We start from the raw sequence: 2,127 nt of genomic DNA on the forward strand, positions 1-2,127 counted from the left end.
AGTACAATCCCTTTATATAATTGAACTGTAATCAAGTAATAAATCGAGTAAATTACTACAAAAATAACAAGTGGTAACCAAATACGAAAGTACGGATCGATTAAAAGCGATCCAAACATGTTCATACCAACTAATATGTGAGTAATCCCCACAATTGCTGGGAATAAGAATATGAAGAATAACTCTTTATAGATTGATTTTGTTAATAATTCTCGGCGAACACCAATTTTACGAAGCATTTGATAACGTGCTACATCTTTTGATGCTCCCGACAGAACTTTAAACATTAAGCAGCTTGCCATCATTGCTAAAAATGCAATTCCAACGAAGAAACCCATAAACATTAGTCCGCTGGCAAAATCATGACTCATAATATATTTTTGATACTTACTATCCAATTCTTCCGCTTTCACATTTTTATATTTTGCTATCTGTAATTCATCAAGTTTTTTCCATTCTTTTATGTATGATCCAAAATCATCTGTTTTCCCTATAAACACAGTACTTTCTTTACCCTTCAACCCATCGTATATGTTTTGTTCTACAATTTTGATTTCATAATGAGGATACATATAATTTGGCTGGATCGTTCTGAAAGCCTGAATCCATTGTTTTGTGTCGATTTCTCCTTTAACCCATTTTATTGAAAATGCACCAATTGGTATTTCCTCTGAAACTTTTTCTATTTTCATGCCTTGCAAGAAAGGGCGATTTTTTTCTACATCTTCTTTAAGATAATAAACATACCTATCATCAACTTTGTAATGGTATTCAAATTTTTCTTGAAATAAGATACCACCCAAAATTGTCTTTTCTTCCGCAGTTGGATTATGAATGACTGAATCGTAAATTCGCATTTGATCTGTCATGTTTATAATGTTGTTTTTAAATGCCATACCACAAGCAATTCCACCACCACCAAGAGCCACTAAAATTGCTACTGTTGCAAGCACATTTGTTAGACTATTAATGCGGAAATTTAATTGTGCAAAAGTAAAAGCATTGAGGCCTTTTTCACTACGTTTTTTATTACTCTTTAGCTTGTTAATCATAACTGGGAGAAGGGATCCAAATATAAGGTAAGTACCCACGGTTGCTGAGATTAATCCAACGGCCATTAATCCCAAAGCAATTAGCGGATTTGCATATGACATATAGATCAGTGATGCATAACCAATACCTAATAAAAAAATACCAAGGAATGCAATTACAACTGTCATTTTTCCTTTTATGGCAACACGTTCTGTTTGTGCATCTGCATGTACAAGTTGCAGTACAGAAATACGCGATAATTTAATACTATTCATAATTGCAGATAATACAAATAGTGCAAAGAAGAAGACGCAAGTAATAGCTATTGATGGCAGATAAAATGCTTTATAACCTTCACCAGCAAACTCGAGTTGTTTCATTAATAACTGACCGATCCCTTCTGCAAGTCCTACACCAATTGTAATTCCAATCAAAAGAGACGCAGCGCCTAATACGATTGTTTCGATAAACATAAGTAATGTAACTTTATGCTTTTTTGCTCCTAACATCATATACATACCAAATTCTTTTTGACGAAGAGCTGATAAGAAAGAGTTTGCATATAAAATATAGAAAAATGTGATAATCGCTAACAAAACGGAACCAATTTTAAAGACAGCCACAATATCCCTAATAGAAGAGTTAGATTCAAGGAACGTTTTATTGGATGCTAGCGTTTGAAACATATAAAAAGTTGAAATAGAGACAATAAGACCAACAAGTAAAACAATGTAATCTTGCAACTTACTTTTTAGGCCTGACATAGAAAGCTTAAATAACATGATTGAACTTCCTTCCTTACGCTTTTTGTGTGCCTAAGTTTGCAAGCACGTCTAAAATTTCTTTATAGAATTCTTCACGGGTACCACTGCGATGAATTTCTTTATATAACTCACCATCTTGAATGAATAAAATACGCTGACAGTAACTTGCACTATATGGATCGTGAGTAACCATCATAATAGATACACCTTGTTCTTCATTTAAGTTTGTCATCGCATCAAGTAAACTTGCTGCATTTTTAGAATCAAGCGCTCCTGTTGGTTCATCTCCTAAAATAATTGCTGGCTCATGTACTAATGCACGTGCTGCTGC

General features: G+C 33.7%; 1 protein-coding gene and 1 pseudogene. Both read right to left on the bottom strand.

Annotated elements, in window-relative coordinates; all coding sequences use genetic code 11:
- Nucleotides 1-1,814 (bottom strand): FtsX-like permease family protein (locus ACQGS6_RS27120; protein WP_426965920.1); only part of this gene is annotated, 1,814 nt, incomplete at its 3' end.
- 16 nt (nt 1,815-1,830) lie between these two features.
- Nucleotides 1,831-2,127: pseudogene (locus ACQGS6_RS27125) on the bottom strand (bacitracin ABC transporter ATP-binding protein); the annotation flags it as partial.

This window comes from Bacillus sp. GMs2/2, from assembly GCF_050172095.1.
Classification (GTDB): domain Bacteria; phylum Bacillota; class Bacilli; order Bacillales; family Bacillaceae_G; genus Bacillus_A; species Bacillus_A cereus.